The sequence below is a fragment of the Pseudomonas frederiksbergensis genome (genome assembly GCF_001874645.1).
Taxonomy (GTDB): domain Bacteria; phylum Pseudomonadota; class Gammaproteobacteria; order Pseudomonadales; family Pseudomonadaceae; genus Aquipseudomonas; species Aquipseudomonas frederiksbergensis_B.
Genome location: NZ_CP017886.1, coordinates 4,542,377 through 4,566,616, shown reverse-complemented (window position 1 = coordinate 4,566,616; position 24,240 = coordinate 4,542,377). Strand labels below are relative to the sequence as shown.

Annotated in this window: 34 protein-coding genes and 1 pseudogene; 1 reads left to right on the top strand and 34 read right to left on the bottom strand. The window is 58.9% G+C overall.

Translation table 11 applies throughout. The features are described 5' to 3' along the window. Positions 1 to 33: 33 nt before the first annotated feature. The 20 genes and pseudogenes from BLL42_RS21965 to BLL42_RS21870 all read right to left on the bottom strand — a co-directional run bounded on the left by BLL42_RS21965 (position 34) and on the right by BLL42_RS21870 (position 16,221). On the bottom strand, positions 34 to 594 hold the full coding sequence (locus tag BLL42_RS21965; protein ID WP_081427361.1) for a tail assembly protein: 561 nt from the start codon (positions 592 to 594) through the stop codon (positions 34 to 36). Positions 595 to 669: 75 nt separating this feature from the next. Next, positions 670 to 1,068: a hypothetical protein gene (locus BLL42_RS21960; RefSeq protein ID WP_071554131.1), complete on the bottom strand. Its 399-nt coding sequence runs from the start codon at positions 1,066 to 1,068 to the stop codon at positions 670 to 672. 33 nt (positions 1,069 to 1,101) lie between these two features. Next, on the bottom strand, positions 1,102 to 1,857 hold the full coding sequence (locus BLL42_RS21955) for a C40 family peptidase (protein ID WP_071554129.1): 756 nt from the start codon (positions 1,855 to 1,857) through the stop codon (positions 1,102 to 1,104). 2 nt (positions 1,858 to 1,859) lie between these two features. After that, positions 1,860 to 2,608, bottom strand: a pseudogene (locus tag BLL42_RS21950) (phage minor tail protein L). A 9-nt stretch (positions 2,609 to 2,617) separates the two neighbouring features. After that, positions 2,618 to 2,956, bottom strand: coding sequence for a phage tail protein (locus BLL42_RS21945; RefSeq protein ID WP_071554127.1), 339 nt, complete (start codon positions 2,954 to 2,956; stop codon positions 2,618 to 2,620). Beyond that, positions 2,956 to 6,222 (bottom strand): phage tail tape measure protein, encoded by a 3,267-nt coding sequence (locus BLL42_RS21940; RefSeq protein ID WP_071554125.1) that lies wholly within the window; start codon positions 6,220 to 6,222, stop codon positions 2,956 to 2,958. Before BLL42_RS21940 ends, BLL42_RS21945 begins: the two co-directional genes overlap by 1 nt. Beyond that, positions 6,219 to 6,476 (bottom strand): DUF1799 domain-containing protein, encoded by a 258-nt coding sequence (locus tag BLL42_RS21935; RefSeq protein WP_071554123.1) that lies wholly within the window; start codon positions 6,474 to 6,476, stop codon positions 6,219 to 6,221. Before BLL42_RS21935 ends, BLL42_RS21940 begins: the two co-directional genes overlap by 4 nt. Positions 6,477 to 6,535: 59 nt before the next feature. Continuing rightward, on the bottom strand, positions 6,536 to 6,916 hold the full coding sequence (locus tag BLL42_RS21930; protein WP_071554121.1) for a phage tail assembly chaperone: 381 nt from the start codon (positions 6,914 to 6,916) through the stop codon (positions 6,536 to 6,538). 3 nt (positions 6,917 to 6,919) lie between these two features. After that, positions 6,920 to 7,573 (bottom strand): phage tail protein, encoded by a 654-nt coding sequence (locus tag BLL42_RS21925; protein WP_071554119.1) that lies wholly within the window; start codon positions 7,571 to 7,573, stop codon positions 6,920 to 6,922. Positions 7,574 to 7,642: 69 nt separating this feature from the next. Further along, positions 7,643 to 8,059: a phage tail terminator-like protein gene (locus BLL42_RS21920; protein WP_071554117.1), complete on the bottom strand. Its 417-nt coding sequence runs from the start codon at positions 8,057 to 8,059 to the stop codon at positions 7,643 to 7,645. After that, positions 8,056 to 8,709 carry a hypothetical protein gene (locus tag BLL42_RS21915; RefSeq protein WP_071554115.1) on the bottom strand — a complete coding sequence of 218 codons (654 nt, stop codon included), beginning with the start codon at positions 8,707 to 8,709 and terminating at the stop codon, positions 8,056 to 8,058. Before BLL42_RS21915 ends, BLL42_RS21920 begins: the two co-directional genes overlap by 4 nt. Then, the gene (locus BLL42_RS21910) at positions 8,706 to 9,077 is read right to left on the bottom strand and encodes a hypothetical protein (protein WP_071554113.1); all 372 of its coding nucleotides are present in this window, start codon (positions 9,075 to 9,077) and stop codon (positions 8,706 to 8,708) included. The genes BLL42_RS21915 and BLL42_RS21910 overlap by 4 nt, the downstream gene beginning before the upstream one ends. Positions 9,078 to 9,079: 2 nt before the next feature. Next, positions 9,080 to 9,583, bottom strand: a complete 504-nt coding sequence (locus BLL42_RS21905; RefSeq protein WP_071554111.1) for a DnaT-like ssDNA-binding protein — start codon at positions 9,581 to 9,583, stop codon at positions 9,080 to 9,082. 3 nt (positions 9,584 to 9,586) lie between these two features. Continuing rightward, on the bottom strand, positions 9,587 to 9,904 hold the full coding sequence (locus BLL42_RS21900; RefSeq protein WP_071554109.1) for a hypothetical protein: 318 nt from the start codon (positions 9,902 to 9,904) through the stop codon (positions 9,587 to 9,589). A 45-nt stretch (positions 9,905 to 9,949) separates the two neighbouring features. Then, positions 9,950 to 10,915, bottom strand: a complete 966-nt coding sequence (locus tag BLL42_RS21895) for a major capsid protein (protein ID WP_071554107.1) — start codon at positions 10,913 to 10,915, stop codon at positions 9,950 to 9,952. Between the two features lie 12 nt (positions 10,916 to 10,927). Next, complete coding sequence (locus tag BLL42_RS21890; RefSeq protein WP_071554105.1) at positions 10,928 to 11,656, bottom strand: hypothetical protein; 729 nt, start codon at positions 11,654 to 11,656, stop codon at positions 10,928 to 10,930. 82 nt (positions 11,657 to 11,738) lie between these two features. Beyond that, the gene (locus tag BLL42_RS21885; RefSeq protein ID WP_071554103.1) at positions 11,739 to 12,824 is read right to left on the bottom strand and encodes a minor capsid protein; all 1,086 of its coding nucleotides are present in this window, start codon (positions 12,822 to 12,824) and stop codon (positions 11,739 to 11,741) included. Beyond that, the gene (locus BLL42_RS21880; protein ID WP_071554101.1) at positions 12,799 to 14,214 is read right to left on the bottom strand and encodes a DUF4055 domain-containing protein; all 1,416 of its coding nucleotides are present in this window, start codon (positions 14,212 to 14,214) and stop codon (positions 12,799 to 12,801) included. Before BLL42_RS21880 ends, BLL42_RS21885 begins: the two co-directional genes overlap by 26 nt. Beyond that, on the bottom strand, positions 14,211 to 15,698 hold the full coding sequence (locus tag BLL42_RS21875; protein ID WP_071554099.1) for a terminase large subunit: 1,488 nt from the start codon (positions 15,696 to 15,698) through the stop codon (positions 14,211 to 14,213). The genes BLL42_RS21880 and BLL42_RS21875 overlap by 4 nt, the downstream gene beginning before the upstream one ends. Before the next feature lies 1 nt (position 15,699). After that, entirely contained in the window at positions 15,700 to 16,221 is a 522-nt protein-coding gene (locus tag BLL42_RS21870; RefSeq protein ID WP_071554097.1) for a hypothetical protein, read from the bottom strand. Between the two features lie 88 nt (positions 16,222 to 16,309). On the opposite strand from BLL42_RS21870, the gene BLL42_RS21865 reads away from it, so the two are divergent. Further along, positions 16,310 to 16,651 carry a hypothetical protein gene (locus BLL42_RS21865; protein WP_071554095.1) on the top strand — a complete coding sequence of 114 codons (342 nt, stop codon included), beginning with the start codon at positions 16,310 to 16,312 and terminating at the stop codon, positions 16,649 to 16,651. Between the two features lie 109 nt (positions 16,652 to 16,760). Here the strand turns inward: BLL42_RS21865 and BLL42_RS21860 are convergent, their stop codons facing one another. From BLL42_RS21860 to BLL42_RS21800, 14 genes are all read right to left on the bottom strand, one after another. Then, on the bottom strand, positions 16,761 to 17,042 hold the full coding sequence (locus BLL42_RS21860) for a phage holin family protein (protein WP_071554092.1): 282 nt from the start codon (positions 17,040 to 17,042) through the stop codon (positions 16,761 to 16,763). Beyond that, the gene (locus BLL42_RS21855) at positions 17,042 to 17,419 is read right to left on the bottom strand and encodes a putative holin (RefSeq protein ID WP_071554090.1); all 378 of its coding nucleotides are present in this window, start codon (positions 17,417 to 17,419) and stop codon (positions 17,042 to 17,044) included. The genes BLL42_RS21860 and BLL42_RS21855 overlap by 1 nt, the downstream gene beginning before the upstream one ends. A 54-nt stretch (positions 17,420 to 17,473) precedes the next feature. Beyond that, on the bottom strand, positions 17,474 to 18,196 hold the full coding sequence (locus BLL42_RS21850; protein ID WP_071554088.1) for a phage tail tip fiber protein: 723 nt from the start codon (positions 18,194 to 18,196) through the stop codon (positions 17,474 to 17,476). 461 nt (positions 18,197 to 18,657) lie between these two features. Next, positions 18,658 to 19,239 (bottom strand): hypothetical protein, encoded by a 582-nt coding sequence (locus BLL42_RS21845; protein ID WP_071554086.1) that lies wholly within the window; start codon positions 19,237 to 19,239, stop codon positions 18,658 to 18,660. Beyond that, entirely contained in the window at positions 19,236 to 19,814 is a 579-nt protein-coding gene (locus BLL42_RS21840) for a recombination protein NinG (protein ID WP_071554084.1), read from the bottom strand. The genes BLL42_RS21845 and BLL42_RS21840 overlap by 4 nt, the downstream gene beginning before the upstream one ends. Next, positions 19,811 to 19,948, bottom strand: a complete 138-nt coding sequence (locus BLL42_RS30070; protein WP_161492352.1) for a hypothetical protein — start codon at positions 19,946 to 19,948, stop codon at positions 19,811 to 19,813. Before BLL42_RS30070 ends, BLL42_RS21840 begins: the two co-directional genes overlap by 4 nt. Then, positions 19,945 to 20,532, bottom strand: coding sequence for a DUF1367 family protein (locus tag BLL42_RS21835; RefSeq protein WP_071554082.1), 588 nt, complete (start codon positions 20,530 to 20,532; stop codon positions 19,945 to 19,947). The genes BLL42_RS30070 and BLL42_RS21835 overlap by 4 nt, the downstream gene beginning before the upstream one ends. Further along, positions 20,525 to 20,962, bottom strand: coding sequence for a hypothetical protein (locus BLL42_RS21830; protein WP_071554080.1), 438 nt, complete (start codon positions 20,960 to 20,962; stop codon positions 20,525 to 20,527). The genes BLL42_RS21835 and BLL42_RS21830 overlap by 8 nt, the downstream gene beginning before the upstream one ends. Continuing rightward, positions 20,962 to 21,180, bottom strand: coding sequence for a hypothetical protein (locus tag BLL42_RS21825; protein WP_071554078.1), 219 nt, complete (start codon positions 21,178 to 21,180; stop codon positions 20,962 to 20,964). Before BLL42_RS21825 ends, BLL42_RS21830 begins: the two co-directional genes overlap by 1 nt. Then, the gene (locus BLL42_RS21820; RefSeq protein WP_071555819.1) at positions 21,173 to 21,886 is read right to left on the bottom strand and encodes a replication protein P; all 714 of its coding nucleotides are present in this window, start codon (positions 21,884 to 21,886) and stop codon (positions 21,173 to 21,175) included. The genes BLL42_RS21825 and BLL42_RS21820 overlap by 8 nt, the downstream gene beginning before the upstream one ends. A 35-nt stretch (positions 21,887 to 21,921) precedes the next feature. Then, positions 21,922 to 22,710 (bottom strand): DnaT-like ssDNA-binding domain-containing protein, encoded by a 789-nt coding sequence (locus BLL42_RS21815; protein ID WP_081427320.1) that lies wholly within the window; start codon positions 22,708 to 22,710, stop codon positions 21,922 to 21,924. Beyond that, complete coding sequence (locus BLL42_RS21810) at positions 22,707 to 23,039, bottom strand: hypothetical protein (protein WP_071554076.1); 333 nt, start codon at positions 23,037 to 23,039, stop codon at positions 22,707 to 22,709. Before BLL42_RS21810 ends, BLL42_RS21815 begins: the two co-directional genes overlap by 4 nt. Beyond that, the gene (locus tag BLL42_RS21805; protein ID WP_236721921.1) at positions 23,036 to 23,761 is read right to left on the bottom strand and encodes a phage antirepressor KilAC domain-containing protein; all 726 of its coding nucleotides are present in this window, start codon (positions 23,759 to 23,761) and stop codon (positions 23,036 to 23,038) included. Before BLL42_RS21805 ends, BLL42_RS21810 begins: the two co-directional genes overlap by 4 nt. A 242-nt stretch (positions 23,762 to 24,003) precedes the next feature. After that, positions 24,004 to 24,201: a Cro/CI family transcriptional regulator gene (locus tag BLL42_RS21800; RefSeq protein WP_071555818.1), complete on the bottom strand. Its 198-nt coding sequence runs from the start codon at positions 24,199 to 24,201 to the stop codon at positions 24,004 to 24,006. Between the last annotated feature and the right edge of the window lie 39 nt (positions 24,202 to 24,240).

Below are 24,240 nucleotides of genomic sequence, written 5' to 3'. Positions count from 1 at the left end.
CGCCTCATGGGCGGCCCGCGTGCTGCGTGATGACTACGTTTTGTCTTCGGCGTAGATCGATGCAGAAATGATTGCCCCACCCCACCGGCGCTCGCCGATGCAGATCGGCACAGGGTTACCGCTGGCAGTGGTGTTCTTGGCGCTGCCGAAGGCGTACGACGGCATGTTGTCGGGGGATGCGCTCTGCTTGAGGCCAGACGCCTGGGGGCTGAGCATCTGGATAACGCCACCAGCGACCAGGGCCACGCCCATCTGAACAGCCCAACCCTGCCCGAAGTAAGTGCCTGCTGCGATAAGCACTGCCCCGATGATCGTCTGGAGAAGTCCGGCACGCTTGCTGCCCGCGATCACCGGGACAATTCGGATCTCCTGAGCCCCTCCCAACGAGAAATCTTTCTCGGAAACATTCCGCCGGTTGCGGAAGATTGCAAACTGCATTCCGCGCTGCTCAAGACTTTTGATTGCTGCCTCAAATCCATCGAGCGTGCATTTCAGCGCCCTGAAGGCCTCGCCCACAGAATTACTCCCAAGCTCCCTGTAGTGAACCCTGCCGAAAAGCTTGATTAATGGACCTGACAGCAAGATGGTGGTCATCGACTGATTGGCGTTCGTTATCGTTGCCACGGCTTTCTCCAGGTGTAAAAAAAGCCGCCCGTAGGCGGCTTATAGTTAGAACGATGTTGGCGATAAATCCATGCTCATCGCAGAGTCGATGGATATTCTGAAGCGCTTTGTGCTTCCTGACTTAATGCTTGCTTCGCGCTCTTTCAGGCCGCTGCCACACGATGATGCAGAGACGATATGGTCGCCGGATGGCACGAAAAATTTAGCCGTCTCCCCCGATCCGATCTCAGCAGATTTACGACCATCAATGCTGACAGTTGTATTGCAACCGCTGCCAACAAAACCTTTGTCCCGGGTCACGATCAAAGTCGAGTAACCGGTGGTTGGCTTCTGATACGAGAACAGTCTAGAGGTTGGGACCGGGTCAGCTTCATTTGATGGAACTGGCGAGGTCGCACATCCAGCCAGCAACGCAACAGCCAACGCTCCTACGATAAATCTCATGCAGGTCACTCCTGTGGAAAGGCGCCAACCATATCACCGAGCATCCCGATGGCGCAGCACCAAGCGCGTGCGCTGGAGCCATGGCCCGCCGAAGACAATCATCTCCGATGGTCTTCCATGCAGGTGGTGCAGCAGGAACGGCCCAGGGCCAAATGCCGCTGAATCCTCGCCGGGTAACGACGGATCAGCACCGAGAAAAATCCCGGCATGGTTTGGGTGAACCGTCCGCCCAACCTCCATAACAATCATGTCACCGCGCTGCGGCTGATCGACCTTGTAAAATCCGGCCGCCTCGAAATTCGCCTCGTACAGACTGGTATTGTCGGTGCTTTCCCACCAACCATCCGCACGCTTGAAGGCTTCGAACTCAATACCGTATTCGCGCTTGTAGAACTCCTCGCAGATCGCCCAGCAATCCCACGCACCATGTACAAACGGCCGTTTCAGAAGTGGCGTGCTGCCGGTCGGAACGATGGTGCGCAGGTCTGCCTCGGGCCAACTCAAAATGTGCCAAGGCAAAGCCGTTGCTTCACACATGGCTAGATCGCGCGGTGACGGTCGACTGGTAGCGTCGGGGTGTGAGTGAACGATTCCGACCACCTCGCCCAGATCTTCAGCCGCGGCATAGTCCTCTGGATCAAGCCGGAACTCTTCGTTCGGTTCACTGGCGATGTTCCGGCACGGAAAGTATTGCTGCTTCCGCCCAATCGCCAGCAAGAGACCGCAGCACTCTTTCGGGTACTCGGCAGCCGCATGCGCCTGTATCGCGCTCAGTATGTGCTTGCGCATGGTCAGCTCCGGGCGATCAGGGAAACTGCGGGATACCCCCAAAAGGCAAGGCGTTGCCGACGCCGAACCGTGGATTACACCCCTTCCCCAGCGTGGCGTCGCACTCATCCTTTTCCGGGTCGTCGGTGCGGTTGCCGTCCTTGTCCACATAAGGCCCCGTATAGCCACAGTTCGGGCCGCGATACCCGCCAGTGAGGCACCAGTGACACAGGGTCGTCATCTGCCGGCCTATCGACTCACCGCCAACGTCGCCCGGGCTGGCCAACTCCCAACTGACCGCTTCCCCGTCCTCGTTCGTCTTCTGGTCGATGTACCAGACCTCAATCGTCTCTTGGGTTGGGTCAGCACCCAGGTTGCCGGCCGGGAAGTTCTGCGCGTCCAGGTAACTACCCAGGGTGTGGCGCATCGTCAGTTTGAACTCGAGCAGATCGTCGAAGGCCAGGCACAGCGCAGTGATGCGCCCGTTGACGTTGCCGACCGATAACTTTGGTCGTACCGCCGTGCCGTCACCGTTCGCCTCGATGCCATCGATCTGCATTGGCCAGGCACTGTACTCGCTGCCTTGCCACCAAATCGCTTTCGCCGGAAGTTGGTTGGCATCGGCGCCGGCGGCGATAAGCTCCGCCTGTGTGTGCGGGATTGCGTGCCCATGGAAGCGCAACACGTCCGCCCCGTAGTCCGAGCCGTCCAATTCAAAGAGCAGCACTTCGCTGCCGGGCTCAAGAACCTGGATGTCACTGATCAGCGGCATGGTTACCCCTTATGGTTGAAAAGCACGGTCAAAGGTGGCCGTGAGCTTAAATACGCCGCCGCCCACTGGAGTGGGTGCGGGGTTCTTGCAGGTGAACAGGCCGAGCTGTCCGAGAGGAGTTGTCCAGAGGAATGCCTTCGCCCCAGCGTGCCGGTCAAAGAACGCCATGATCTCCAGCACTTTGGCTTTTTGGCCGCTGTAGGTGATTGGGTAGGAGTCCTCTTTGTTGTTCGGCCCATCGCCAACCTCCTGTTTGTAACCGTCGCCGAACTGCGCGGTGCGCAACCGATACGTAATCTCGGGTGAGCTGCCGCGCTCGGTTGGCCATGTGAATGTCTCGATCGCCATTAACCCCTCCCGTTTGTCAGGCGCCAGATCGAGCCGCCGGGTTGCAGCGCTCTGGCGATTGCCGTTTCAGCCTCGACCTTTGCGGCCTGCTGAATGCCTTTGCCGAACTGGCTGGATGCTTCCTGCGAGGCTGCGCCGCCCGCCTCGCCAGACGTCTGTACCGAAACAGCAACTGGGAAGTTGTAAGTGTTGCCACCATTGCCGCCGCTGCTTATCGCTGCGACACCCGGCCCTGCACCAGAAGTCAGCGGCGTGACACTGCCGCCCGCAGCACCGGTCATCAGGTAGGACCGACCGCCCTGACTGAACAGCTCCGGCCCCTTCTCGTTCACTTCATACAGCGTGTTGGGATCAACACCGCCACCCGAAGCCCGGCCACCACCGAAGGTCACCGAGGCGGAGCTGGCATCAAATTGACTGCCGAAACTCTGCGCTCCCGCCTCCGCACCGCCAGCCGTCGCAGCACCTGTTGCGCCGGAACCACTGCCAGTGAAATAACTGATGCCAGCACCGACCAGGCTGCTTAGCAACGCCGAGCTGGCCTGCCGCGCGGCAATCCGCGCCATGTCCGCCAAAATCGATTTGGTGAAGTCGGCGAACGACAACTTCCCGGTCATGGCGAAGTTGACGACCGCGTCCTCCATCGAACTGAAGGCGTTGCTGAACAGGCTCTTGGTCTGGCCGGCGACGTTCTGCGCCGAATCCAGATAGTTCTGCCAGGCGGAGGTGGCGCCCTTCGTCCAATCTCCCTGCGCCGCTTCGACATCGGCATAGTTCTGCTGAATCTGGTCGGTCGCCGCCTTGTTCGCGTCTGCGAGGGCTTGGGATTTGCGGGTGAACTCTTCGTCCGACATATTGCGCGACGGGTCGGAGCGTTGGTTTTCCAACTCCAGCGACTGCTGAGCGAGCCGGTCTTGCTGGTTGTTCAACTCGCCGCTGAGTGCATTCTGGCGGTCACCTTGGCCAACACCGATAACGGCGCGCTGGCCGGCCAACTCCAACGCCTTCTGTTGCTGACTCAGCGCCTGAGCGTACGAAGTGATCGCGCGTTCTTGCTTGGCGAGTCGGCCGGTTTCATTTGTCGCGAGCACTTCAAGCTGGCTGTCGGCATCCTTCTGCGCCTTGACCATCGCCGTGCGTGCATCGGCGATCTTCTGGTCAAGCTGGATACGCTGGGCGGCCGAAGTGCTGGTCTTACCCCTTGCTGCCTCAAGCGCGGCGATTTCTGCCTGGTAACCCTGGCTGACCTCGACGGCTTGCTGCTTGATTAGGTTGACGCGTTGCTCGGTGTAACTTGCTTGCGAGATCACGCCGGCATGCTGCGACGCTTCGAGTTCCTTCTCGGCGTTTTTGTAATAGCTCAGCGTTTCGGCGAGGGCGTTTTTCGAGTTGTTGAAACCGGTCAAGTCGACCGCGGCACTGGCAGCCTTGGGGTCCTTGTTCTTGTCCTTGATGTTCTCGATGGTTTTGGCAACGTAATCCGCCTGAACCAGAGGATCATTCGGATTGGCTTTGCGCAGAGCATCAACTTCCCGCCGGTAATCCTTGAGCAGCTTGTTGCGCTTTTCCTCGCTACTGAGGTTGGCATCGCTGATAGCCTTCAGGCGGCGGTGCGCTTCCTGCGCCTCGTCTTGTATCCGAGTGTTATCGCCCTGGGCTTTGGAGTTTGCCTCAATTTCAGTTTTCCGCTTCTGCAGTGCTGAAATCTGCCCCTCAAGGAATTTGCTGGACTGACTACCGCCCCCCAAATCATCAGGAAACAGCTTGGCCAGAAAGCCTGACTTTCGATCATCGAGAATCTTTTGATAGTTGGCGATCTGGGTGTCAATTGACTGGGTTCGGCCCACATCCAGGGTGGCGTCCAGCGCTTCGGCCGCCGCCGACTTGATAGATTTCCAGCCTTGCTCGATCAGCCCAAGGTTCTGAGTTATCTCGCCAGCCCGTGACTTGACGGTATCGGCATAGGTGTCGGTGAGCAGCTTGACTGCACCAACCTCGTCGCCCTGCTCCTTCAAAGCCACGATCTGCGAATACACGGACGCGGTGAGGAAATGATACTGATCGTTCAGCGACTTCGCTGCAGCGACCGGGTCATCGGCGATCTTGACGAACTCGGCCACCGTCGCGTCGACGGACTTGCCCGTAGCCTTCTCCATCGACAGCGCGGCTTCAGTGATTTCGACAAAACTGCTGCCGGCCAGCTTGCCGTTACCGGCCAGGGTCGCCAGAACATCCGCGGCGGCACCGGTAGTGCCAACGGTTGCGCTGACCTGGCGCGCCATGTCGCTCAACTGATTTGAGCTGGAGCCCGCAAAGTTGCCCGTCAGAATCAGCGATTTGTTGAAGGCATCCTGCTCTTTGCTGCCCTGGTAGTACGCGACAGCCAACCCGCCAATCGCGGCGGCAACCAGACCTACCGGAGCAACAAGTGCCAGCATGCCGGCCGCCGACGCTCCGGCGCCCGCACCGAGCTGAGCCACAGCACGAACGCCGCTCCCCCAGTCACTAGACGACAACGCGTTACCAAGCTGCACGACATTTTCCTGAGCCTGGCGGCTGCCGAGCTTCAGTTTGTCGAATGCCGTCTCTGTGGCGGTGAGTGCCGAGCGGTCCTTGCCGATCTTGGCCAGCGCCTCGTTGTAGCGATTCGCATCAACCACACCGGCCTTGTGCGCAGCCTCCAGCGCCTTTTCCTGCGCCTCAAGCTTGGCCAGCTTTGCAGTAACCGGATCGATGCTGTTGACCGTGCGCTTCAGCGCCTCGATCTGGCGATTTTCCGCGTCGATCAGGCGCTGTTTCTGCGCCGCTTCCTTGGCCTCGGCTTTTTCGATCTTGTCGTAGGCCTTGCCCAACTGGTCCTGATAGCGGGCCTGTTCCTCAATGGTGACCAGCCCGCCTTTTCGGGCGCGCTCCAGAAGTCCTTCAGCCTGGATCAGTTGTTCCATGCTGCCGATGTTGCCGGACATCGCCTTTTCGAGTTGGCTGATGATGGCGATTTCACTGGTCGCACTTGCGCCTGATTTCCGTCTTGCCTCGGCCTGACGCTGCGTGGCACCAGTGGACTTTTCGACACCCTGAGCGGCTTCCGATTCGGCCTGCGCAACCTTCTTGCCGGTGTTGGCCAGGCTGTCGCTGGCCTTGCCGAGACCATCGACGGCTTTTTCGGCGCCCTCGGCCGCAACGACCAGTTTGTCCAGGTCGCCGGCCGCACTGACGGCCTGTGACGAATTGACCTCGATACCCAAGGACGTGAAGTTGACGCTCATTTGTTGTCTCTCTGTTCCGCCATCACCTGCAGGGCTTCAGCTTCCATGTGACGGATATCGCTGAAGATGCTTTGCCGCTCACCGAGAGGCACGCCACACATTCGAATCACGCTGGGCAGAACGCCGTAGTCCAATCCCGTTGCGCCGCACGCGCCTGTACGCCACTGAGTACTCATCGCCTCGAAGACCGTGAAAGCCGGCCAGTTGTCCGGCCAGATATCGATCTGCTCGACCGGAATGTCATTGCGCGACATGCCGAACGCCGCCAGATCTGCATCTGACGGGCCGGCTTCGTACAGGGCGCGCGAAGCGCTTAGGAGTTTCCCAGGCGGGCCTGGCTGAACGCCTCGGAGTACGCCGCTAACACCGCACTAGGCGTAGAGGCGATCGAACTGACCAGAATGCGAATATTCTCGTCGGTTAGCTTCTCGTCAAAGCCCCAGCCAACCACCACAGATTTGATTTGCCCAACCTGGATGTCGATCTGCGCCGCGGTGAACTCCTTGAGGTCCATGTCTTCAATCTTCAGACCCAAGGCCTTGTGACGATCCTCCCAATCGGCGTACAGCGCTGCGAGCTCGGTCCGGTCGAGATACTTGAACTCAAACGGCACCTTCATGGGGTCACCGCCGACCCGAGGGATCATCACGTCCGCCTTGAAGGTTGGGTTTTGAATTAGCTTGAACTTGGCCATGGGTTACACCGCCGCGTAACGAGTTGGACGGCCAGTCAGTGCAATGCTGATGACGCGGGTCATCAGGTTGTTACGCCCCATAGTCGGGGTCGAAGTGATCGACACATAGCCGTTGTAGAGAATGATGTCGCCGCCCGGCAGGTTCATGCGCAGAACACGAACCTGCTTGTCGTCGTCCGCCGCCTCGCAGATTGGAACGTAGGGCTTGGATGGGTCGTCCGCGACAGTGATGCTCATCGTGGTCGGGTTCTTGGTGGTGGGCATCTGACGGTCGTCATCGTCAGCCAGGAAGCCATAGGTGAGAAACTGTTGATCGCCACCGCTCGAAGCCAGCTCTGTCACTTGTGAAATCTCGACAAAAGACGTGACCTCACGCGCCGAGCCAATGCCGGAGCCAGCCGGGTACTGCTGAACATTGGTGGTATTGATGCCGCCAAGGGCGAAGGTGCCGCTGGCGATCTCCCCGACTTTGACGGCGCGATCATTCAAGCGCGTCCAGCCGGAGCTGACAGCGATGATGTCGCCCTCGGCCAGGCCGTGAGCAGCCGCCGTGGCAACTGCAGGGCTCGCATTGCTCAGCGAGGTGAAGGGAATCGCAACGCCATACGCAGAAGCGATTTCGAGTGTCGCGCCGTTGGGCATCTTGATGCCGGCCATGGGTGTTTCCTCTCTTCAAAAATGACAAAACCCGCACGAGGCGGGTTCTGGGTTTGCCCAACGGGCGAATTAGTTGGTGTCAGCGCGGTACTGGAACGACGCAGCAACGGTGTAGGTGGTGTCGTCTGGAATGCCGGGGCTCGGCTCTACCGGCGTCAGCACGATGACTTCGAAGTCTGCGCGGTTGAGTCGGAGATAGAGCGGGTACAGATCGGCAAGCTCGTCCACCACCCCTTCTGCCGAACCAGGACCTGAGCCCGATGGCGTGACAATGCTCACCTGAAATACGCCGGTGTAAACGCGGTGATCACCGCCAAGCGTGTTGCTGCCCGTGCCGGCCGGAATGGCGAATGCCTTGAGATAGGTCTCGCCGTCTGCCGGCGTAAAGGCGACATCTTCATAGGCAATGCGCAGTGCCGGTGTGCGAGTCGCAGCCCAGCCGTTCAGGCGCCCCTCAAATAGCTGTCGAATAATTGCGTGGCTCATACCTGGTTGTTCCTGATGGCTTCTTCAACGATCTGCTGGAAACGGGTCAAGGTCACTCGGACCATACCGCCGGGTGCCTGCTTGGAATGGCCATACTCGAGGGCGATGCCGTACGGCAAGTTGTTCACGATGTACGCAGTCTGCCCAATGGTCAGCGCCTGCACCTGGGCCCGCAGCACCGCAATCGTCACATTGCCCGACGGATCGACCTGATCAAGCACGCCCTCGGCCGGGGTGTCGATCGAGAACTGCCAGTTACCGCGAAAGCGCCCGCCGACGTAGCCCTTCCCCGCCACCAGACCGTTCACATTGAAGTTCTGGTCGCGCTCGGTCTTGGTCAGCGGCTTGGCGTACTTCACGCCACGCTTGAGCTTGCCGGCCTTGGTGAAATTGCTGTCGGTCAGGTTGATGACCGTGTTGCGTACAGCGACCTTGAAGTCATAGTCATCGGCCGCCCGGGCGTTTGCCTGGCGATGCGCGACGTTGGCCGCCCAGATCTCGGGATTGCCCACCGGCGACATGCGGATAACACTGCTGCCGATCTCGATGACGATCTCGCGGAACGTTGCGTCGATACCCGCCTTTGCCTGTTCAGCGAACTGCCGGATGTTCTCGGCGAAGCTACCGTTCATGCCGGCGTATTTACTCATGACCGCACCTGCAGCTCGTACAGGATCGGCGTGCCGGCTGGGTTGATCTCTTTCAGTGGCGGAACAATGGTCCAGGTGCGCCCCTGGGCAACGACCTTGCTGAGCAGCGTCGGCGGCGAGGTCAGCCCGCTTGCTGCGATCTTCAGCTTTTTGTCGCCGACCTTGATCAATGAATTGGTCTGAAACTCTTGCCCGGTGAAGTCGAGCATGATGCCTTGGGCTGTGCGCTCGACGACCGAGTCAGGCCGCGTTTTGCTGGTACTCGGGTCGTACGCACCCTTGGTGATGTCACGGATAGTCACGGGCTGGCCGAATTGAGCTATCAACCGCAAAGCGGTCGCAGCCATGCGGTTGTAGAACTCGCTCATGATCAGGCCCTTACGGCAAAGAGGCCTCGTTTGGCCAGGTAGTCTGCGAACTGTGTGGCACTGGGGCGGTCCGGTGCCGCCGGCAAGAGCCGGCCGCTGGTATTGCTGATCGTCGCATACTGGACGTCGACCGCACCTTCGACCCGCTCCCTGATCACCGCGCCCGTGCGCTTCTCGACCGGATCAATGTCATCGGTATGGATCTCGGCGGCCAAGGCCATCTGCCCGTACTGAATGCGCGCCGGTAGGTAGTTATCTGGCTTGATTTGACTGTCCAGCTCAACGCCGCGACGCGGCCAGGCCAGCGCCTGATCACTCGACATCTTGCGACCTTTCCAGGTCATGCCATCCATCGCCAAGGCGGACCGGCGAAGCAGTGCTTCTTGCGCTGGCTCGTCCGCAGGGATGGTCACGCCGAACTTCCGCGCGTACATGACCAGGTCCGCAGCGCTCGCGTAGCTTTCAGCGTCCGGCTTGCCGGTGCAGTCCTCGATGATGAGAGTCATGAATCAGCTCACTGGAATAAGTTTCAGGATTTCGGCCTTGGGGGCCTTGGGATCATAGTCGATGCCTTGAACAGTCAGCCATTCACGCAGAGCGCCGACGCCCATTTTCGCGGGGTCAGTTTCCGCTTCGCCCTGCACAGTCGGCAACTCGGAGACGATCACTTCGACTCCCAGTACCTCGTATGCATCAACAATCATTGGGTGATCGCCAACGACGATAACCTTTGTCACCCCGCTCTCAACGGAGCGAAACAGATCGGCATTGCGATAGCGCTTGTTCGGGTCAAAGCCATCCAGTTGATTGGTGTAGATGAGTTCCATGAACTACTCCGTGGCGGCCATTGTTGGCCGCCCTTTGATGCGTGATTAACCGCCAGTTACTGGCGGAGTGGCAGTCAGCTTGATCATCACGCCGGCGGTGACTTTGTCGCTGCCAGCATGCTTGGTCCAGTTGGCCGCAGAGCCGACCGCTGCCAGAGTTGGATTTGCGCCGCCGGCGGCCTCCTTCCAGCTGTAACCCAGCACATCGATGTTGACGGTACCCTCGGCGCGGTAGCCGATACCCAGGTTCACTTCATCGTTCACTTCGTACGAGCGGAAGCCTGGAGCCTGAGACTCGGTGATCACCACCGCATTCGGCAGCAGACCGAAGATCACATCTGCCGGCGCAGTGTCGGTGACCAGCACAGGCTTACCCAGAGTGCCTGGCAGGCCGCCGTAGATCACCACGCCCGCCTCTTCGTAGATCTTGTTAGTGATCGCTTCATCGACGATGTCGAAGTATGCCGAAGAGTGCATAACCCACAGAGCGATACGCCCGAACTTGTCGCCGAATTTGCGCATACCGCGAGTCAGGGTCTTTTTGCCGTCGGTTTCGATGTTGGCCGAAACCACCATGCCAGCATTGGAGCCGATAGAAGCACGCAGCGCGGCGGTGGAATATTGAATGAAGCCTTCCAGAGTCGCATCAGCCACATCGGCACCGATGATCTGGGAGAACTCCTCTACTGGACGACCACGACGCTTGAAGGCCTCTTCGGTGGTTTGGTATGGACCGTACATCCATGGTGCCTTGACGCCTACCGCCTCACCGGAGCCAATCTTCTTGGCGGTTACCTTGCCGGTGGAGTTGACGTCGCGGTGCTCCAGCGAGCCGCCGATTTTGTAGAAGGCGCGCTTGCGGAAGTCGCCTTCGATCAGCTCGTTGTCGAGGACGATCGCGCCGTTGGACGATGCGTTGAACACATCCAGGTTGTCCTGGACGCGCTCCAGGTATGCGGTTTGCGCCTCATCGTTGTAGATGATCAGGTTGCTGTTTACGGTTGTAGCCATGGGTGAGTCCCCTTACTTGGGCAATTGCAGGAATGCGGTTTGGCCGTGCTTGCGCTGGTAATCGCGCTTTTGCTCGGAGGTCATTTCGGAGCGCTTGAATGCAGCCTGGCCGCCACCCCCGCCCGGGGCATTTGTTCCTGAAGCCCTTGGCCACAGGTGAGGTGCGCTTTCGCGCAAAGATTCCGCCCATTCGAGCGGGGTCAGAGGTGTTTTGCCGTCTTTGCCCATGATGGTCTGGCCAGACTCATCAACAGCGACCGCTTCACCCTCTTCATTCAGAGAGAACACGCCCTTGGCGCGCAGGATGATGTCGTCGGTAGCTTCCGGCAGTGCGCCGGCTTTCAGTGCAGCGCCGCGCACCGAGTCGCCCAGGACTTTGCCCTGAAACTTGGCGGCGAAGGCTTCTGCCTTCTCGGCGCGACCGGTTACGGTCTTCAGTTGCTTGTCGTAGTCGCTACGCAGGCGCTCAGTGCGCCGATTGAAGACTTCGTCCACCTTGCCCTCTGTCAGCAGCTTGGTTTCTTCGTCCTGACCAGCCCGGCTCAGCAGCCCTTTGACGGCGTCGATATCGATGCCTTCAAACTGGGTTTCGAACTGGGTCAGCTTGCCGGTGGTGTCCTTCAGCTTGCCTAGCAGTTCCGTGTTCTTGGTTTTCAGGCCAGAAACGGAGGCTTCAACGGCAGTCGCGATAGCGGCCTTGATTGCCGGGTTTTCCAGGTCGATTTCGTTTTCTTCTGCCACGTTGATGCACCCCTTGGGTATGTTTTGCCCGCTTTGCAGGCAATAAAAAACCGCCCGGAGGCGGCTGATTGAAAGTGTTCTATTAAATTCCGGCGCGTTCGAACGCCAGCGGTTCCAGCCCCTTCATTTGCAATAGGGTCAGAGGTGCAAAGTTGCGATCAAGCTGCAGCTCGGCAAAGCGCTGGACGCTCAGCCCGCCTTCACGGAACAGCTTTGCCCGGACAGGGCCGATCGCGACATCCTGAAACGATGCCGGTTGCTGCTGGAGCCAGTGGTAATAATCAAGGCTCGCACTGACCTGGCCCGCGCCATCCGCACCAACCGAAGCCCGCGTAGTGCCCTTCGCGAACATCTCGCTGAGCTTGGTCCGCAAAATGAACGTGGTGCGGCAGTTCGGGTGGAACGGTGGCCTGGGCCCGGAATCAACCGGGAACCGTCGCTTATCCATCGAGCGACATTGCTGGCTGGTCTTGCTATCCAGCGTGGCGACCATTTCAATCTCGACCACGATGTCCGTGTTGGCCTTGGCCACCTCCATCCGCGCCTGTGACGACACATGCTGAATCGAAGTGTGCACCACCGTACTGGCGTTGCGATTGGTCGTGGCCAGGATGCCGTCTTTGTAGCCGGCCGCTTTGGTGCCGCGGATGGTGCGAATGATCTGGAAGTTCGTCTGCCCCTCGAAGAAACCTTGCCGGATCGTGCCGGTGACGCGCTCCCGCTCTGCCGTAGTCCAGCCCTTGATGAAGGCCTTTAGCAGCTTGCCGCCACCGGTGCCGCGAACACTGAGCGGGTTCGTCAGCACCGCCGCCCTGATGGCTGCCGCCGTCGGCGCCGCAACGTCCAGCGACACACCAACCGGCGCAGACCTGGCCAGGCTCGTCGCCTCGAACTCAGCTTCGTAGTTGGCAATGTCGATCAGATCGAGATTCAGTTGCACGCTGTAGCGATCAAAGATGCCCAGCAACAGGCTGTCGACCTCTTTCAGCAGCGCCTCCAGCCGCTTGACGTTGTACTCGGTCAGGTCCGACTGGGTAAGTCGATCTCGAATCGAGCGGTCAATCTCCTTGAGGAACGGAGCGAACTTACCGACCTCGCCCGCCTTCAGCTGCTCGAGAAAGACCGCATGCCGGATCGTGGCATCAAGGATTGCCTGGTTGACCGCCACTGTTCACCCCCACGTCGTCCAAGCCGAGGCCGTCAGTCTGCTCCTGTAGCTCGTTATCGATCTGCAGGTCAGTGCGTTCTGGAGCAATCAGCCCCAGTTTGCGCAGATAGGCACGAAGGTCCGCTTTCGCGAAGCCGCCGTTCTGCCACAGGCCAACCAAGGCCGTGATCATCTGCGGATCAGCCGTCAGCTCAACGAACTCCTGATTGACCTGATAGGCGACCTTGTCAGTAACGCCCATGTATTGGCCGCACCACATGATTGCCCTGGTGTATGCCTCGCTGATGTTCGCTACACAGCCGGCCAGCACCGAAGTCGATGCCGATTGATCGCCGCGGGCCTCGGTCGCCGTCTTGGACGACAACGAAGCCACAACCATACGGGCGCCCAGCTCGATCATCATCTGGTTCTTGTCGGCCATCGCCTCTTTGACGAGCGTGTTCGGCAACGGCTGTGCGTAGCCGAAAGCCCCGTTGACCGGAAGCAGCATTGGCGCCCGGGAACCGACGTAAACACCCTTTTCCTCCAACAACTTCACCCATGACTCAGTCAAGCCGGAAATCCAGGGCTGAGCCTGGCCACACCAGAACACGCTGTCTTCATAGTCCGCGCTGTTTCGGTAATGACCGAGGTTGATCATGGCGATATCGTAGAGCGGCGATTCATCGATGCTCGGGTCGTTGTTCTGCGCACCGACGAAGGTGAACGGGATTTCTTTCAAACGACCTTTCACGCCAGTCGGGAAATGCTCCTCCACAACGGCAAGCGGGCCGCCATTCTCCGGTCCGGATCGGCGCCAAACTCGGCAGACGAAACCTTCAGTTTCCAATGCCAGTTCGCGGTACTGCTCAATCGTCTTGAAACCGAATCCGTCTTCGACTTCTGGGGTCTCACGGAGCACGACCAGAGTCAGAACGTAGTGACCATTCACCATGCCGGTGCGCCAGTTGATGATGTCCTCGGCGCAGTAAGTCAGGATCACTGAGTGGCCACCGGCGCCGTCGTCCTGGTGATAATCGACGTACAAGCCGTGACGCCCTGCCTCAAGTACCTTTTCGAGCACGCCCTGCGACTGCTGATAGATACTCACGCCGGAGCCGTTGGCGTTGTCCTGCAAGTACTCCAGCTTCTTCGGCACAGTGAGTGTTGGGTCTTTGTGGAATGCCAGGCCGAGCAATCCATTGCGAGTGTGGCCGGTGGCGTTCTTGAACACCGCACGCTCGCGGTATGCCTTGTTGCGGTCGGCATTCTCTGGCGACTTGTCGTGTGAGTTGATGCAGGGAAGTCGCGACACAACTCGGTGCTGACCGGCGCAGACATCACGCACAGTCGCCCAGCGGTCCAGCACTTCCGTGTAGTCCGCCCTCTTGAAGGAGGCGTCGTTGCTCATCGGGCGTATCCCATTTTGATAGAAGTGGCCGGCTTCCTGGCGCTCTTTGCTACAGCGAAGTACCGGAAACCGTCGGAACCGTGAGAGGTCCAGTCATGAAGCGGCCTATCTTTCCAGCAGCCGCGCTTTTCGTCCCATTCCTTGCGGTAGTTCTCGATGCAGTTGATGCCCTCTTCGCACTTCGACTCATCGAATACGCAGAGTGGGAGGATTTCCCGGACCTGCTCGATGCCGTCGTTGATGCCGATCTTCGGGACCACCTGAAACGTCATTTGGTACTTCTGCCCGTCGATCTCGTAGCCCTCTTGGGCGAGCTCACGACGGGTCTTGGCATCGCTACCGAACTCGCGGTTGTCGATGTCGTGCGGCCCCCAGTGCTCGGAATAGGTGTACCCCTTGTCCTTGAGCACCTTCATGTAATGCCGCAGGCCTTCGCCCGAGTTCTCGTAGTAGTCGATGACGTGGTATTCGGTGCCGACCTGTCGCACGAACCAGATGGCCGTGGAGTCGCTTACGCCGATGTCCCAGAAGGTCATCACCGGCAGATGGCTGTTGTTCGGTATCGCGCCAATACGCTGTTGGGCGTAAAGCTTGGTTAGTTGCTGTGCGTAATAGGCACCCTCGACCGACTGCTGGAAGGCTTCGACAGGGATCGACGGGTATTCCCGCTTCATGTCGTCGCCGAGTGTCTTCTCCTTGGCCGCGTACCAGGCGCGCTGACCGTCGTTCGTGACGATCCCGTGCTTGGCGTGCAGCTCGTTGAAGTAGTCGGTCAGGCGCTGCGGGATGACCACATCTGTCGGGTCAAGCCAGTAGGCCTTGTTCTTCCACCAGCTGAAAAAGAAGAACTTCCAGTCCAGCTGGCCCAAGGGCACACCAGCCAGTTGCTGGCGTTCAGCACTCTGCGAGTAATCGAAAAAGTAGCCGGCCCGGCCTTCCGCCGTCGATTCAATCGTGACGAAACAGTCGGTGGCCACAGCCTCAAAGGCACCGGTGACGATCTCTCGGGCCTTGTGCGGGAACTTGGCGCAGATCTTCCCGAACTCCGACACATGCAAGTAACGCAGCGTGCCGCCTCGGAAGGACGTGGACACGTAGACCGAGCCGCCCTTGCTGAATACCAGCTCGCCGGCTGAATCGTTGCTAGCGGGATTGGCGGCGCGGATCTCGGCCGGCAGGTTGTCGTAGGCGTACTTCACCTTCTCGCGGAACAGGCGCTTGGCGTCGTTCAGGGTATGAGCGATCAGTGCGCACTTGGCCGACTCGAACAGCGCCGCGTCGAGCTGAATGATGCAGCACTCAGTGGTGAAGCCAAGCTGCCGAGCCTTCAGGATGATGTTCCGGGTATGCATCCCATCGAAGTATTCGATCTGCTCGTCCGTCATCCGGAAGCGGACTTTCTTGCCCTGCTTGTCGGTGATGAAGTAGAGATTGTTGATCCGCCAACGCTTATCCCGGAGCAGCTTCATGTGCTCGGGCTTCATGTCAGGCTTCCTTCGATAGTTCGTCCATCATTGCGGCCAGGTCGCTGACTGTCTTGTCACCTGTCTCCGTGTCGAGGTTGTAAGCCTGGCGCTCCCCCTTGATGACCTTGAGCTGTGCGTCAACACCAGCGTTCAGGGATCGGGCGAAGTCGCCGTGGTTGTCTTCGGTCACGTTGGCCGTGCAGAGGAACACGCTGAGCTTGTTTGCGATATTTCGCCACTGAGCGAGATCAACGCGGTGAGCAAGCACTACTGAGGCGACCTTGTCGGACGCTTCCTCAATGATCTCTTCTTCGGTTACCAGTGCATCTTGGTAACTTTCAGTGGTAACCGCATTGGTAACCTTGCGCTTAGCTGCGGCCCGAACCTTGTCAGTCAGGTCTCTTGCCCAGCCTTCTTTCTTGGCGCGCTTGGCTATTGCCACATGGGAGACGCCGGCCTCTTCAGCTATAGCACGAACGGAAAGCGAACCAGCCCGGTAGGCGCGTTCGATTGCCTCCCAGTCGGGTTGCTTGGTTGTCATAGATGTTCTCGGTAATGCTAAAGCAGGATTGAAATAGCGGCGGGTTGCCGGTATTGGTTGGATTCAACTCAACGCAAGGAGCAACCGCATGGAATACAAAAAGGCTGAAATCGTCGCCCACACAGGTGACGGTGAGAAAATTCGACTGTCCGACATACCGTTTCACTTCAGCCCAGGTGAGCGATCTCCCTACATAGGAGCGGACAACTCTGGAGGCATTGTTCAGCGCGCCGGATGGCTCGGACTGCAAACGGAAGCCTTCCAAGGTTGGTATGGCACACACATTATCGAACTGACCTATCCGAACGGTCGAGATGGCGATCATGTTTTTGAAGTGAAGCGGAACTTCAAGAACCCCATACAGGAAGATGGCTGGCTATGGTTTCCCGCTATGCCTCTGGGTGTTACCCCTTACAGCGAACACGATTAACTCGCCATACCTTGCGTCTGCATCAGAGCGTGTCCGTGCATAACGGACACGACGAAGCCCAGCAGCTGTATAGCGACACGATTTGATAATTCGCGAAACGTGTCGCGACCTATTGCATTCTCAGAATGCGAGCGACATTCCCCTTGGCGCGGCACACCAGCACTGCAGCCAGGAAATAGAACGCCGTGTTGAACCAGGACGCGTCCGGCACCTCGCCGTGCAGAGTGACCTGTCCGACAAAGCTCACGAACTGCATCCCCGTAATCGCGCAAGCAGCCCAGGCAACCAGTGACATGGCCAGCTTGTAGCGTGTATCAGGGAATGGCCGGTACCGCAGACCAATCATGAAGAAGATCGCCGCGCAGAAAGCGGCTTGTAAGATGGCGGCCATCAGACGCCCTCCTTTCCAGTAAATCGCCGAAAGCACCACTGAAGCCACCGCGGCATTTCACCGGTCTGCATCCACTCCACTATTCCGGCGAAGACAACGACGCAGAGCGCGCCACACAGGAAGCCGCTGAAGCCGGCAGTCTTTGTCCAGGCTCTGCCCAGCAACTCGGCGGCACCAAAGTAACCACCGATCCAGCCTGCCACCAGATAGCCCAAGCGACGCAGCGATGTCATGTCCTTGGCGAACACGACGTAAAAGAAAGCCCCACCGAAAGCTCCAACCAGTGCGGCCAGATCAATCTCGGGGAATGCAGCGCCAAGGCCGACGCTGCCAAGTACGCCAGCTAATGCCAGGGCGCCGGTACTCGGCTCGGCCATAGGTGTTACTCCAGGGTTTTGCTCTTCTCCCAGTTGGGAGTGAGGTGTGGGTGGTTACAGCCCTTGGCGATGCAGAACACCGCCGGGCTTCAGTTGTTGCGTGATGACATCGAGGATTTGTTCGCCGAGTGGTGCAGCATCAGCCGTGAATCGATCAGCTGGGACCGCACACTGGGGATCGTTGCCCAGGCCAAAGCCGGTGGCAACGTACCTGCCATCGGCGGTGAGAGCCATTTTCACTGACCACTTGGCCAACAGCTTGCCGCTGGTGGTCGTCACGTCCTCGATGAACGCATGACTCATGAGCACCTGGTCATCAGTAACCACGAACGGTTCGGCAAGGTTCCCGAGGATCGCCAGCGGAACGCCGGAGCCGTTCGAGATAGTGATCCTGCCCTCGGTGAGTTTGATCTGAGTTCCGGACGATTCCACCCGCTCCAAGCGCGCAGCCACCTCATCGGTAGTCTCGGGCCGCTCATAGGTTAGGCTGGTGCGAATGTCCGATCCATCGCGATCAAAGGAGTGATCCTCCGTCACGAGCTCAGCGCTGTCTCGATACTCGGCCGGGATCTTGTCCAGCTCGCCCGCCATGAACTTCATGCGCACCAGGGCGTTGCTTGGCAGATCGTGATCCGGCCACTCGCCGGCGGTCACGGTGATCAGCTGCGGCTCGCTCGGCAGACTTCCGACAGTGATCGTTGAAGCGTTGATTTCGAAGCTGCCATTCTTGTGCAGCTTCCAGCCGGAGACACCCGGCACGTAGTCGTGACTCTGCATTGCTGTGCTCCAGATACGAAAAAGCCCCGGCAAATGCCGAGGCTCGAAATAGGTTTGCGGTCTTTCCCGCCGTCCGCCAAAGACCTTCACGACGCCGGCGCCCTTCTGCACCAGTCTCGCCGATCGGTCTCACACCACCCCGGAAGCACAAGTCAGGTCAGGGTGTGCGGGCTGCCGGTGTTTTCTCGTAGCACTGCACTACCGGCTAGCAGTGTCCAGGCCTTCCCGAAGGCTGCCCTGGATGCAGTGGAATCTTTTCTTTGGGCAATAAAAAACCCGGCTTTGAGGGCCGGGTCTATACCGCATTGCTCTGCTTACCCTGTCAGGAGTGGTTTTACAATGCGGCTGGAGACTCTAACAAAAAACCCGGCTCGGTGGCCGGATTTTCTTTTATCTGAGAGCAAGTTGCCGTAGGCAAAATACTAACTATGGCGAAATGATGCCGCCAGCCGGGCGGGAAGTCAAGCGGCCTCTTTCATCTTGTAAATTACCCCGCCAATTGGACTTAGCGCCTTGGCGTCAATGTCGTAACACGCATCGAAGCAGAGCTGAACAAATGGCTCCCAATCGCGGCCCCATCGGTCCGAGACAAGGCAAATCCCATACTCACCTTTCAGCCATGCGCGAAACACCTCGGGCTTGATCAAAGGGTCTGGATTCGACGACTGCCCGCCCTGGTGCATGTAGCGATACCGCCGAAACACACCCTTGGCGACGAACTCAGCTCGCTCCCTCTTGCTGGCCGTCATTCGCCCGGCTCTTGAGCAAACCAGGTTGAATACCGCGTCTTCGGCCTCCTCACGATCATCGTCGGTTGGCTCGGCTGCATACATTGCATTGCCGAAGGCACGCAACTGAAAGTGAAGCCTCGCTATTGCTGACTGAATGTGGCCAGCCAGCGCCCCGTGAATCGCCGGGTTGGCCGTCGGGCCGCGTTCAGTCTTCTGCACCACCACCCCAAGCTCAGCGGCATCAGAAGTCTGGCCGGGGGCCGGGTTGTAGTTGCAGTCATGCCAAGCCTGGCGTGCGGAATTGATCTTCATGCTGCCCCCTTCAATTCTCTGATCATTGCCCGGTAATCGGCCTTCATGGCCTTCAGTACTTCAATGGTGTAGCGCTTCGGTTCGTGCGGTCCCTCGAGCCAGGCAACCTTGTCGGCGCCGATCCGCTGCACCAGGGTGATGCGGTAATTCACGATGTCGCCGGACTTGTGGTTGTTGCACGGCGCGCACTGTTTCCACACGTTGAGCGGCTCGAAGCGCAGCTCAGGGTTCGCACCTACAGTGCGGTAGTGCCCGGCGTGGTATTGGCCCTCGTGGTGCCGACCGCAGCTCACGCAGGGCAGGTCCTTGTCGCGCAGACGGATAAACTCGTTGAACGCCTGCTGAGCCTCGCGCATATGGTCCGCCTTTGGCTTAATGCGCTCCTTTGCTACACGGATCTCCCGGCGCTCGCGCTGGTCGATGGACTTCCGATCCTTCTCGCGCTTGGCCTTGGCAACCGCCAGGCCGCACAGGGGGCTGCACACCACCTGCATGGAGCGAACCGGAACGAACTCCGTCCGGCACGCAGCGTTGCGGCACTTCTTCTTGCGGAGTTCCTTTAGGGCAATCCTCATGCGCCCCGCCCCCGCTCAGTGCGGTCAATGACAATCCATCCGTACCAGACTTTTTTGATGGTGTAGTCACCGTCGCCGCCGTTTTCGTTCATGCGCCGCGCTTCACGCATGGCTGATTCGTAATTGAAGATCATGCGTAACTCCCCAACTGATCGGCCGCAGCCAGCGCGTCAGCCTCATTCTCAAAAATCGCAGACAACACCAACCGCCAGCAGGCGTTGAAGACGTCGCGGTAAAGGGGCTCAAAGGCCGACTCATCCATGTTTGCCCAACTGATCGACTTGGCCTCTTTGCGAATTCCTTCGGGCGTGTGCACCAAGTGGTAATGACCGGCCTCGATCGTTACCCACTCACGGAAGGCTTCACGGCTCTTGTCGACTGCCGGGAAGCGTTCCGCGCGAGCCTGCTCCAACCCGGTGATGTACGCGGCGACCGCATTCGAAAGCTGCCCCGGCTTTCCGCTCTGCGCCTCGAAGAACTTGGCCAACCCATGAATGCCGCGCATCTCCTGTTGCGGGATCAGGCCGCCGACCGGCTCCCAGTACTCCCACGCCAAATCGAGCATCGAGAAGAACTTGCCGTGGAACTTGCCGTTGCGCATGCGGGTGAACTTGCCGTGAATGATCTGACCTGCCTTCCACTTCTGGACGGTTTCGCGATCAGCTTCGGTAGCCGGTACCAGGCCCTGGGCGGTGCGGATCAGTGCGAGCTCAGCCATGGGGAGCCTCCTTGCTCATGGCGGCGCCAAGCTGACTGTCGAACTCAGCATCGAACTCATCAGGGGTGTCATCGATTTGCTTTAATGTCATAGCGCGCATTCGGCGGTACCGCTCGGCATCCTTGCGCAGCGCCTCGCTCTCAAACTTGAGCTTCTTGTTCTCCGCGATACTCAGGAAACAGGCAGTGTCGGCAGTCTGCAGGTCGACCTTGAGCTGACCTGCGCCCTTCTGAGCTACCTCAGCCTGGCCACGAAGACCGGCATTCTCTGCCTTCAGGTGATCACGCTCGGCAATCAAAGCCAGAACATCAGCAGGAGCAACCTCGTCGTAAAATGCCGATAGCGCACGCATCTCTTCAGCCTCATCAGCATGGCTTTTGAAGTCCTGGGCGTACTCGGCTGCCTTCTTCAGTTCGCTGTAATCGGTCATCACCTGCGCTCCCGTGCAGCCAGCATTTCGTCAGCAAGCTGATACGCAGCTTCGGAATGATCTCTGTAGTTTTTGTGCTTGGTAAAAGTGCCGTTTGGCGAAGTCGAACCCCACGTTCCGCTGATGATCATGGCGTTCAGTGCTTGCATGGCGATCTCGTCTCGCAGGCGGACCAGATCTTCTGAGGCTGGGGTGAGTTTTTGTACTGGGTTAGCCATGTACATGCCCTCCCCGGTTCTTGCCAAACTTGGCAAGCAGCAGCGCACGAGCTGCTCCACCGGATGTTGGAATCCCCTGGATCGCCAGTAGCCGAGCCTGTCGCGCAGCGCCGAACTCCTCGGCCAATTCCACCTCGCTCTTCTGACTGTCGTGGCCAATGCCGATGGCGATGTCTTCCAGCGGTTGGCCGTTGACCAGCATCCGAATCGTGATGTCGTAGGCCCGGTCGAAGATCTTGCTGGCCTTCTCCGATGTCAGGTCGGCAAGGTTGTGCATTTCACAGTGGAGTGCCGCGTGCCTGACTGCTGGATGTGACCACTCACGAGAAGTTCGTCGAGCTGGATGCAGATTCAGCAGAGCCTCACGAAACGCCTTGTCGTGCGGCGGAATGCCCATCATCTCCGGCGTCGGAAGGCACCACTTGATGAACTTCCCAACGCTCGGCGCAAAGTCGTTGCCGTGCTGGCGGCAGTTCTGAAGGCCGTATCGGATCTGCTCCAGGGTGTTGATCTCGGCGACGATGAAAGCTTTGATCCAGCTGCGCTTGGCAGCACGCAGTGCATCGTCATCTGGCCAAGCCTGCTTCCACGCGGGGAAGATCGCCTGCAACTCCTTGAACAGCGCGTTGACCACATCGGTAGTACCGGGCGGCAGTTGCTTCGGGATGACCGGAACAACCGGCGGCAGGTTGCCCATCTTGCTCATGAGTTTGCTGGCGCTCTGTGGCGCCTTGACCTTGTTCACAGGTCACCCAAGTCGTCAGACCAGGTGATGTCGTCAAAGTCCGGGCCGTTGACTTGGCGCTTCATGGGGAACTGACGGACATTGCTCGACAGCGCCGTGACGGCATCGCGCTTGATCCACTTCACCAGCAGACTGACCCAAGACACCTGCGTCTCGATCCGGCCGCTCGCCGTGTAGTGGCAAACGAACGCGCCGATGGCTTCCTCGGTAAACAGGGATACCGGGAGACTCATACGGAACGCATAGGCCTCCAGAAGCTTTTCGTCAGGAATCCACTCGAGGGACATTTCGACAGGAGCGTTGGGGTCGATCGGCTCTGGCTCACACGCGCCTTGTGTGTTGTGTTGATCTTCTCCTATTCCATTCCCTTCCATTACGGGGTCGAGCGGTCGACGACCATTCGACGACTGGTCGTCGACTCCTCTGCCACCACTCTCCGGTGGCTCGACGATTGGTAGCGGAACGGGTGGATACTTGAAGTTCTTTTTCTCGATCTTCTGGTGCTTCCAGCCACTGACATGCAGGTAAATCTTGCCGTCCACTGTGTAGCTTTCAGTCAGGTTCGCGCCTTCCAGTTCACCCAGTAGCTCGCTGACTTCGTCGGTTGTGATGTCATCGCCCGGAAAGACCAGCGCCTTGATGGTCCTCGGTGCCAACGGGTGATTGCCCCCGTCATCACAGAAATTCCAAAGACCAATGAACAGCAGGCGCGCCAAAGGACGGCATGACATCACCTGCTCGCTCGACCAGAACTCAGGTTTTACGGTGCGTATCCGGGCCATCATGCGGCCTCCTGAATGGTGGTGTCCGCGTCATAGCGCTCGACGGCACGAACGGCCAGTTTTAGCCTGCGCTTCGCGGTGTTGGCGGCTTGACGGGCGTTGCAGCGAGCGATGTAGAGGTGACGAGTCGCGTCGATAACCGGAAGGAACTCTTCGACTTCCGGATTGATTGGGCGGCGATCGTCAAATGGGCGGCCATGCTCTTCGAAGAAGTCGGTGTAGCCCTGATCAAGCCGGCGCTGAGCCTCGACAAGATCGTCGACAGCGCGCTGGTGGCCCATCGCTCGATCGGCAACGCGGAGAGACAGCTGAAGGCGCTCGGTAGTGATCACTGCGCACCTCCCAGCAGATCAGCTTCGCGGCGAGACCACATTGCTTGAAGCTTTGTCAGTCCCTTGCCGGTCACCCGAGGAGTGACCACAGTCGTTTTGCCGTTCTCCGGATGCTCAAAGGTGCTGAGCTTCGAGGCCAGATAACCCGACTCAATAGGACCTTGCATGGGTTCGTTTTTGCGGATGGTGACCCAGCGGCGCTGGCGCAAGAACGCCATCAGGCGGTTCTGACCGGTGCCGATCAGCTTCGCGGCTTCGGCCACCGAGTAGGTTTCATGAGTGACGGTCACGGCGTCGAAGAAGCCCACCTTCGGCGCATCGGCGGCGACCTTCTGCTCGAGCATCAGGTTTTCGTGGGAAAGCTCGGAGTTGTCCGCTTCCAAGGTGACGACCTTGGTCACGTTCTGAGTGAGCAAGGCCAGCAAAGTGCGCGGGTCGCTGAGCGCTGCCAGATCGAAGGCGGGCTTGGCGACCTTCTCTTCCAGTTCGTGCAGGCGGCGAATGACTTTGTGGCGCAAAGGAATGCTGTAACCGGTGACCAGGGTTTCTGTCAGTTCGCGGTCGAGATGAAAGTTCTCGGTGTAGCCCCGAGAATCCTTGTCCTCCCGGACATGGCCCAAAACTGGACCATCTTTTTCGAGCTCTGCCAGCATCTCTCTGATGTCGCGAATGACGTGCTTGTGCTGCTTGCCAGTCAGCTCTGCAATTTCAGAGCTGCTCATCGAAACGGTACGCGACACGTTTTGCGAATTATGAAAACGTGTCGCGACATGGATCGGGGTATTGCTTGAATTGGGTTGGCTCTGCATAATCGGCCCTCTCTAGTTTTGCGAATAAGCCGACCTCTCCGTCGGCTTTTTTGTGTCTGGGATTTGAGTACTGGATGAATCAACAGCGACTTCGGGTTTCTATATGTGCAGACCGGCAAGGCCGATACTGGCTACATGGATCGGCGATACGGACGTCAAGCGACGGTCTTCCGAGCCGGTATAGGTCGTATCTCGCTAGCCTCCACGGAGCCATCAACATGGATGGTGATAGAGATGTTTCTCTTGGAGCGAAACATCTGGGATACCGCGCTCTGCTGGATGCCAAGCGCCTTGGCGAGATCGCTCTGGGTGCCGTATGACAGCAGGTACTCCCCAAGGGTTATGGTCTTCATGGGCTTCAGCTCGATTTGAATTTGTCGCAATATTAGCAC